The following is an 8,607-nucleotide window of genomic DNA, read 5'->3' on the forward strand; positions in this document are numbered from 1 at the left end:
CGGGCCAATGCGCCATGGCACATGCCAACTATTTGGGGAGCGCACGCGCCATGGCGCTTAGTGCCCCGCCACTGGCCTACTTTTGCGCCGCCACGTGGCCGGTTTTGTCTCCGCCGTTGACAAGCGGGCAAAAGCTCCGTCCGCACGGCCTGCATCTCGGGGGTGTGGCGGTACTCGAAAGCCTGTTGTGACGAAGTGAGCCTGTCGCGCAGATACTCGGCGCCTGTCGCGTAGATTAGCACCTCGGCCCGCGCGATTGCGGCCTCTGCACCAGGCTCGTCGCGCACGACCATGGACAGATCGCCAACATGCGGGGCGAAGCGCAGGATGCCGCTTTTCATGATCGCCACGAAGCCGGGAAAGTAGGAATAGCCCACCACTTTCGCATCCGAGGCAATAGAGGCCAGCGCCACGCGGGTTGCCTCGTTCGGGATTAGCGTCAGGCCGACCACCGGCTTGCCAGGGCGCATGTCGCGCAAAGTTGGCAGTAATGTCTTGGGGGCCACAATCAGATCCACCTCATTGATGGTCTCAGCCGTTAGCGACTCAAGCGTCGCGGCCTCGATACTGTCGCCATCGCGCAGGTGATTGCGGATCTCGGCGGCGTAAAAGGCTGTCGCATCGTGGAAATTGCCCACCATCAGAAGCCGCATGTGCCGTCGTGCACGCGCCGGCGTCATCGACACCCTCAGAGCCAACTCCGCCCGCGACAAGCCGCAGGAACGGCCCATCTCAATCAGCTCGGCGATGCGATTCTCAAGCGCTTGCAGATTGGCTGCGCTGGCCCGCGTCGCGCTACCGGAGACAAAGGTGCCCTGCCCGATACGACCTTCGATATGACCCGCTTTCTGCAAGCTCGCATAAACATTGCTCACGGTAACAGGCGAGAGGCTGAGCCTCTCCGCCAGCGCGCGCACCGAGGGAAGGCGCAACCCCTCCGGCAGGTCGCCCGACGCGATCCCGAATTCCAGCGCGCCCCGCAACTGCACGGACACCGACACGGATGATCCGCGGTCGATAGCGCCAGCGATTTGCTCGACCGCTTGCTCAAAATATGCCCGTTTTCCAGTCATAGTGTTATAGTGCACCAAAACAAATATTCTTCCAAGTATGCAATTTCAGCAGATTGCAACGCAAGGCAAGAAGAATGTTTTCATAAATTTCTTGACGCTCCAAATTTTTCCGCCTTAGTGTTACTGCATAATGTAACACAGGGAGCCTGAAGCTATGTCAATAAAGACACTCAAATCAGCGGTAGCCACCATGGCGCTGCTTGCAATTGCCCCTTCCGCAATGGCGCAGGATCTGACTTTGGGCTTGCGCGCCGGCCCGGATTCGATCGATCCGCATTGGTCTACACTTGGCAGTCAGGCCGAGGCACTGCGCCATGTTTTTGATACGCTTGTGGATGTGGATGACAATCTCCAGCTCAAGCCCGGATTGGCCGAAAGCTGGGAAGCCGTCGATGAGACGACGTGGGAGTTCAAGCTGCGCGAAGGCGTAAAATTCCACGACGGCACTGATTTCACCGCAGAGGATGCGAAATTCTCCATCGACCGTATTCCCGCAGTGACCGGTCCGATGCCGATGACGCTCTACACAAAATACGTGGAATCGGTCGAAGTGGTCGATGACTATACACTTCGTGTCCACACCAAAGGCATAGCTCCCGCCCTGCCCAACGACTTCACGCGTATGTTCGTTGTGCCATCCGAGACCGGTATGGAAGCGGGCAATGAAGAATTCAATTCAGGTGAGAAGGCCATCGGCACCGGCCCCTACCGCTTTGTGTCATGGGAGCCAAAAGGCGACATGGTGCTTGAGCGCAACGATGATTACTGGGGCGGTGCGCCCGCGTGGGAGCGCGTTATCCGCAAGGAGATTCCCGATGATGCCGCCCGTGTCGCGGCTTTGCGGTCGGGTCAGGTGGATATGATCAATTATGTCCCCGCGTCAGATTACGCCGCGATTCAGAATAACGCCGATCTGGAAACCTTCATTTCGGATTCAGTCTATATCCTAAACATCGCCCCGTCTGTGAAGGACGAGGAGCCTCAGCCGATCCGTGTCAATGGCGTCGAGGTCGAGGGGAATCCGTTGCAGGATCTCCGGGTCCGCAAGGCGCTCGATCTGGCCATCAACCGCGATGTGCTTGTGAATGTGGTTCTGGAAGGCCTGGCCACACCGGCGACCCAGCTGATGCCATCTGGCTTTTTCGGCTACAGCGACAAGCTGGAGGAGCGCCCGTACGATATCGAACAGGCCAAAGAACTGCTGGCCGAAGCAGGTTATCCCGACGGGTTCGAAATCGACTTCACCTGCACAAACAACCGCGTGCCGGGTGATGCTGTTGTCTGCGAAGCACTGGGCCAGATGTGGTCGCGCCTTGGTCTGACGGTTAACGCGCAGGCGCTCAACGGCACGGTCTTCTTTCCCGCGGCGGCGCGCGAGGAATACACGATGACGATGTCGGCTTGGGGCACATTGACAGGCGAGGCCGCCTATACCTACGGCGCGCTGGTTCATACCAAGGATGCCGAGAAGGGCTTTGGCAACTTCAACCGGACGGGCTATTCCAACCCCGAGTTCGACCGTGTCTTCGGCGAAGGCACGCAAACGCTGGACGAGGATGCGCGTCGCGCACTCTACGAGGAGGCCTCGGTCATCGCGATGGAAGACCGCGCGCTGATCCCGACAGTGATCTTGCAATCGGTCTGGGCCTCCAAAGCTGGCATGCTGGAGTTTACGCCGCGCACCGATCAGGAAACCCGCGCCTACGCGATCACGCCAGCCAAGTGATCCTGTCGACGGTGACATGTCACCGCCAAAATCTGCGGCCCGCCCCTCATCGGGCGGGCCATTTCCCGCAAAACATCTGACTTCGCGAGGCTGCCCCCATGTTTGGCTATCTCATCACCCGCTTCGCACAGGCCATTGTCGTGGTCTTTGCCATGTCGGTGATCGTCTTTGTCGGGGTCTATGCGATTGGTAACCCAATTGACGTGATGATCGACCCCGGTGCGACCCAGGAAATCCGCGAACGGCTGATCATCCAGTACGGGTTCGATCAACCGCTGTGGCGACAGTACTTCACCTTCGTCTCGAATGTCGCCGCCGGAGATTTGGGCACCTCGATGGTCTATAATATACCCGTCACCAATCTGGTGTTTTCGCGCCTGCCCGCAACGCTGGAGCTGGTCCTCGTCTCAATTACTATCGCCGCTGTCATAGGTATTCCTGCGGGCATCTGGGCGGGCTACCGCCCTGACAGCCTTGGAGCCAAGGCGATCATGGCGTTGTCGGTGCTGGGTTTTTCTGTTCCGACGTTCTGGATCGGGATGTTGCTGATCATGGGATTTGCCGTGAACCTCGGCTGGCTTCCTTCGGGCGGACGCGGAGAGGAAGGAAATTTCTTGGGGATCAACACATCATTGGCCACCGCCAACGGCTGGAGCCACATCATCCTGCCCGCGGTCAACCTATCGCTTTTCAAGATGGGCCTGATGATCCGCCTGACTCGTGCGGGCATGGTCGAGGCGATGCAGACAGATTACGTCAAATTCGCCCGCGCACAGGGATTGCCCGACCGGCAGATCGTACTCAGCCACATCCTGCGAAACATCTCGATCCCGATTGTAACGGTGTTCGGTCTGGAACTCGGCTCGACCCTTGCCTTCGCCGTGGTGACCGAAAGCGTGTTCAACTGGCCCGGTGTGGGCAAGTTGATCATCGACTCAATCCTGACACTCGACCGTCCAGTAATGGTTTCCTACCTGATCATGGTCGTGATCCTGTTCGTGATGATCAACCTTGCAGTCGATCTGATCTATGCGCGCATTGATCCGCGCGTACGGCTCAAAGGAGGTGCGTGATGATCGAGACCATGACTACCCAAGGCTCTGCCTCGGTGCCCCAGACAGCCGCGCCAGTTGAAACCCGTATGCAGCGTCTGGGCAATTTCTGGTCAGATTACCGCCGCTCGCCTGTCGCGGTGATTTCGCTGATGGTGATCTTGATCCTGCTGTTCGTGTCCTTCGGAGCGGCTCTTGTCTCGCCGCAGGACCCTTACAACATGGCTGAACTGGACTGGCTGGATGCGTTTCTGCGTCCCGGAACCGAAGGCTCAAGCGGTTATGTCCATATCCTCGGCACTGACAATGTCGGCCGTGATATGCTTTCGGCCATTTTCTACGGGCTGCGGACCAGCTTTATCATCGGCCTGTCCGCAGGCGCTCTGGCACTTGCCGTGGGCATCACCGTGGGGCTGAGTGCTGCTTATTTCGGAGGCCGCCTCGAGGCGCTGCTGATGCGGATTGTGGATCTGCAACTGTCGATGCCAGCCATCCTGCTTGCGCTGGTGTTGGTCGCGGTACTTGGCCAAGGCGTGCCGCAAATCATCGCCGCACTGGTCGTGGCGCAATACGCCTATTTCGCGCGCACCACCCACGGGGCAGCCACGGTTGAACGCGGCAAGGACTACATCGAGGCCGCCCGCTCTACCCCGCTGCCCGCCTATCGCGTGCTGTTCCGCCATCTTCTACCCAATGTCATGCCGCCACTGATAGTTGTGGCGACCGTGCAGGTGGCCAGTGCGATCGCGCTGGAAGCGACGCTATCTTTTCTCGGCGTCGGCCTGCCGTTGACCGAACCTTCGCTGGGCTCGCTCATCTCGAACGGGTTCAAGTATATCCATTCCGACCGTTACTGGTTGTCGATCTATCCTGGACTTTTCCTTATGGTGACCGTTGTTGCAATCAACCTCGTGGGCGATCAGGTCCGCACGGTTCTTGATCCGAGGCACAGCCGATGACCGCGCCTGTTCTGGATGTGCGGGGTCTGACCACCCGCTTCGAGACCCGCAAGGGTCATGTCACCGCTGTGCGCGATGTGAGCTTTTCAGTCGCTCCGGGCCGCATTATGGGGCTGGTCGGAGAAAGTGGATCAGGCAAATCCGTGACAGGGTTTTCTATCCTTGGCCTCATCGAGGAGCCCGGCCGCGTGACTGCGGGAGAGGTTCTGCTGGATGGCACTGATCTGCGCGGCCTGTCCGATGAGGGTATGCGCCGGATGCGCGGGCGCAAGGTATCCATGGTGTTTCAGGACCCTATGATGACCCTGAACCCGGTGCTGCGGGTGGGCGATCAGATGGCGATGGCTGTTCGGGTGCATGAGCCTATGTCAAAGCGGGCCGCACTTGATCGTGCGCGCGCTGCATTGACCATCGTGGGCATCCCTGCTCCTGCGGAACGGTTGAACGCTTATCCGCACCAGTTGTCAGGCGGGATGCGCCAGCGGGTGGCGATTGCAACTGCACTTTTGCACCGCCCGCCTGTGATCATCGCCGACGAGCCGACAACAGCTCTCGACGTATCTATTCAGGGCCAGATCCTGGCCGAGGTGCGGCGTCTGGCCGATGAGACGGGCACCGCCATCGTCTGGATCAGCCATGACCTTGCTGTTGTCTCGTCGCTGGCGGACGATATCTCCGTGATGTATGCGGGACGCATTGTGGAAAGCGGCCCGGCGGAAACGGTGATCAGCTGTCCGCGCCATCCCTACACGCGCGGATTGATCCAGTCGGTGCCAAGTCTGCACGAACCAGGCCGCAAACTGCCACAGATACCCGGATCGACGCCGCAACTGGGCAACCTGCCCGAAGGCTGCCCTTTCCATCCACGTTGCCCCATTGCCACTGACATCTGCCGCACCGAACCGCCCGCGCATCGCTCCGATGACCGCTTCGTTCTGTGCCATCACCCGTTGGAGACAACATGAGTGATCCCCTGCTGAAAATCGAAAACGTTTCGAAGCGCTTCACGCAATCCTCCGGTCTGATCATCCGCGCGCTTGACCGTATGGCCGGGCGCACCACCCGTCAGACGGTGCATGCCGTCACCGATGTCAATCTGTCGGTGATGCGTGGCGAAGTGCTGGGCATCGTGGGGGAATCCGGTTGTGGCAAATCTACTTTGGGCCGCGTCGTTTCTGGCATCTATGGCCCCTCGGAGGGGCGCGTTCTGCTTAACGGAAAACCCGTGGCGAGCGGTGGCGATGGGCGGGTGGAAAAACTCACGACGCAGGTGCAAATGATCCATCAGGACCCGTTCGCCAGCCTCAACCCGCGTATGAAGGTCAGCGAGACGATCATTGAGGGTCCGCGCCAGCACGGTCTGGTGCAGGGCCAGGCGTTGCGTGACAAGATGGCCGAGCTATTACGGAAAGTGGGGCTGGAGGAATCCTATGGCGACAGGTTTCCCCACCAGTTCTCCGGCGGCCAGAGGCAGCGCATCGCAATTGCCCGCGCCTTGGCGATGGAACCCGATCTTCTGGTGCTTGACGAGGCCGTTGCGTCGCTCGACGTGTCCATTCAAGCGCAGGTGCTGAACCTCTTCATGGATCTGCGTCATGAACTGGGTCTGACGGCCCTGTTCATCAGCCATGACCTGTCCGTGGTGCGCCATGTTTGCGACAGAGTCGCGATCATGTATCTGGGGCGGGTGGTCGAACTTGCCTCTGCCGCCGATCTTTATGCCAGACCGATGCATCCCTATGCTGTCGCCTTGCTGGCTTCGGTGCCGACCCTCGGGACGGGGCGGGCATCGTTTCATCCGATTGAGGGGGAAATTCCCTCGCCGTTCAACCCGCCCCCTGGCTGTCCGTTTCATCCTCGTTGCCCGCATGCCGGGCCGCGTTGCCGGATCGAGCCGCCCCGTCTGATCGACCCCGAAGCCGGCCATTCCGTTGCCTGTCACCTGTTCGACGGCGGCACAGAGCAGACCGACGGAAAGGTCGCAGCATGACTCACCATAAAGACTTTGCAGACCGGATAGGTCGGTTGAATGATGTGCTTTGCGCGGCGAATACATTGCAATGGGATGCACGGGTGATGATGCCGCCAGAGGGCGCCGCGACACGCGGTCATCAGTTGGCTACGTTGAAGGGCATTGCGCGTCAGATGATCCTTGATCCTGCTCTTGCAGGCTCAGCGGAGGCGCTGCTGGACGATCCTTGCGCAACGACACGGCGTGCGGCCAAAGCCGTTCTGGAGGCGAAAGAGCATCACTCGCGTATCCCCGCCTCTCTGCTGCGCCGTCAGGCCGAACAATCTGCATTGGCAGGTGCCGCATGGGCTGAAGCACGCGCCAAACGCGATTTCTTGATGTTTAAGCCATGGCTGGAAGAGGTCGTACACCTTGCCCGCGAAACTGCCGAGGCAACAGGTTATGACGCGCATCCCTATGATGCGATGGTCAAGGTCTTCGAGCCCGGTGAAACCGCAGCGTCGATCACCACTCTCTTTGACACATTGAGCTCCGGAATAAAGCCGATCCTTGATGCGGCCCGTGGCCGTCCTGCCCCGCGCACCGATTTTCTTTACCGCCATTATCCACCCGAGGCGCAACAGCGGTTCTGTGCGGCGATCGCAGAGAGTTTGGGCTATGATCGCGCACGCGGGCGTCTGGACACGGCCGTGCATCCGTTCGAGATTAGCTTTACCCGTCAAGACGTCCGCATCACCTCGCGGTAGGAGCCACACTATCTGCCGATGTCGATTTTCGGCACAATCCATGAAACGGGCCATGCCCTTTATGAAATGGGCGTTGACCCTGACCTAACGCGCAGCGCCCACGCGACGGACATGATTGGGCTCTATGCCGTGGGCGGAACCAGCTTCGGTATGCATGAGAGCCAGTCTCGTCTTTTAGAGAACCATGTCGGCCGCACGCCAGCCTTTTGGGAACGGCATTTTGGAACACTCTGTGACTTTTTCCCAGAACAGTTGTCCGATGTGACGCTTGAGGAATGGATCGCTTCTGTGAACCGGGTAGAGCCGGGTCCGATCCGTGTACAGGCGGATGAGTTGACTTACGATCTCCACATCATGTTGCGGGTGAGAATTGAAATGGCACTTTTGGATGGTAGCCTCGCAGTGGCAGACATACCCGGCGTCTGGAACGATGCCATGCGCGAGGATCTGTCCGTGGATGTGCCGGACGACGCATTAGGTTGTTTGCAGGACGTGCATTGGTCCAGCGGCTACATCGGCTCTTTTCCAACCTACACGATCGGCAATGTCACAGCGGCGCAGATCATGGCGCATCTTGACCGGACCCGGCCTGACATAAGCGTTGATCTGGAGCGAGGCGAAACCGAAACGCTGCGTGAAGAGCTAAGAAACGCGGTATGGCGCTACGGCAGATCCCGAAATCGACGGGAGATAGTAGAGTTATTTGACGTAGATGGCTCTGACGCAAGCGCTTATTTGACGTATCTTCGAAAGAAGTTCGGAAACTGAAAATCAACAAAGTAGAGCAAGATTTGGCTGTTGTTAAGGAAATGAATTGAGAGCCGCAGTGTTCTGAAGGTTTACCCAAACGGCACCGGCACAGTTGTTTTATGACTTCGATCTGGAGCGTCATATTCCTTCCCGCCATATGCTTCGCGAGATCGACCGGTTGAGCACGCTGTCCCGTCGTCAAAAGACAGAGGTGGCTGCGGAAATCTGAACAGCCAGGATAAGTGGATTTTCCGCGCAATGGCAGCATGATGCTGCGAGCGAGGAGAAGACCATGGCAAGACGACCACGCCGGAACCACAGCCCGGCAT

Annotated in this window: 6 protein-coding genes and 1 pseudogene; 6 read left to right on the forward strand and 1 reads right to left on the reverse strand. The window is 59.0% G+C overall.

The window, feature by feature from the left end:
- Positions 1–1,001 (reverse strand): GntR family transcriptional regulator (locus tag PVW27_RS20980; RefSeq protein WP_274561072.1); only part of this gene is annotated, 1,001 nt, incomplete at its 3' end.
- Positions 1,002–1,263: 262 nt separating this feature from the next.
- Between PVW27_RS20980 and PVW27_RS20985 the strand changes: the two genes are divergently transcribed.
- From PVW27_RS20985 to PVW27_RS21010, 6 genes and pseudogenes are all read left to right on the forward strand, one after another.
- A complete protein-coding gene (locus PVW27_RS20985) occupies positions 1,264–2,799 on the forward strand; it encodes an ABC transporter substrate-binding protein (protein WP_274561074.1) in 1,536 nt (511 codons plus the stop codon).
- Positions 2,800–2,897: 98 nt separating this feature from the next.
- Positions 2,898–3,872 (forward strand): ABC transporter permease, encoded by a 975-nt coding sequence (locus tag PVW27_RS20990; protein ID WP_274561075.1) that lies wholly within the window; start codon positions 2,898–2,900, stop codon positions 3,870–3,872.
- The gene (locus PVW27_RS20995; protein ID WP_274561077.1) at positions 3,872–4,810 is read left to right on the forward strand and encodes an ABC transporter permease; all 939 of its coding nucleotides are present in this window, start codon (positions 3,872–3,874) and stop codon (positions 4,808–4,810) included. Before PVW27_RS20990 ends, PVW27_RS20995 begins: the two co-directional genes overlap by 1 nt.
- Complete coding sequence (locus tag PVW27_RS21000) at positions 4,807–5,775, forward strand: ABC transporter ATP-binding protein (protein ID WP_274561078.1); 969 nt, start codon at positions 4,807–4,809, stop codon at positions 5,773–5,775. Before PVW27_RS20995 ends, PVW27_RS21000 begins: the two co-directional genes overlap by 4 nt.
- On the forward strand, positions 5,772–6,800 hold the full coding sequence (locus PVW27_RS21005; RefSeq protein WP_274561080.1) for an ABC transporter ATP-binding protein: 1,029 nt from the start codon (positions 5,772–5,774) through the stop codon (positions 6,798–6,800). Before PVW27_RS21000 ends, PVW27_RS21005 begins: the two co-directional genes overlap by 4 nt.
- A pseudogene (locus PVW27_RS21010) lies at positions 6,797–8,296 on the forward strand (carboxypeptidase M32). Before PVW27_RS21005 ends, PVW27_RS21010 begins: the two are co-directional and overlap by 4 nt.
- Positions 8,297–8,607: the final 311 nt, after the last annotated feature.

Source organism: Seohaeicola sp. 4SK31 (assembly GCF_028802875.1).
GTDB lineage: Bacteria > Pseudomonadota > Alphaproteobacteria > Rhodobacterales > Rhodobacteraceae > Seohaeicola.

What these genes read in the sequence shown, in the direction of transcription:
- PVW27_RS20985 (WP_274561074.1), top strand. Translation starts at nt 1,264, where the DNA reads ATGGCGCTGCTTGCAATTGCCCCTTCCGCAATGGCGCAGGATCTGACT.
- PVW27_RS20990 (WP_274561075.1), top strand. Translation starts at nt 2,898, where the DNA reads ATGTTTGGCTATCTCATCACCCGCTTCGCACAGGCCATTGTCGTGGTC.
- PVW27_RS20995 (WP_274561077.1), top strand. Translation starts at nt 3,872, where the DNA reads ATGATCGAGACCATGACTACCCAAGGCTCTGCCTCGGTGCCCCAGACA.
- PVW27_RS21000 (WP_274561078.1), top strand. Translation starts at nt 4,807, where the DNA reads ATGACCGCGCCTGTTCTGGATGTGCGGGGTCTGACCACCCGCTTCGAG.
- PVW27_RS21005 (WP_274561080.1), top strand. Translation starts at nt 5,772, where the DNA reads ATGAGTGATCCCCTGCTGAAAATCGAAAACGTTTCGAAGCGCTTCACG.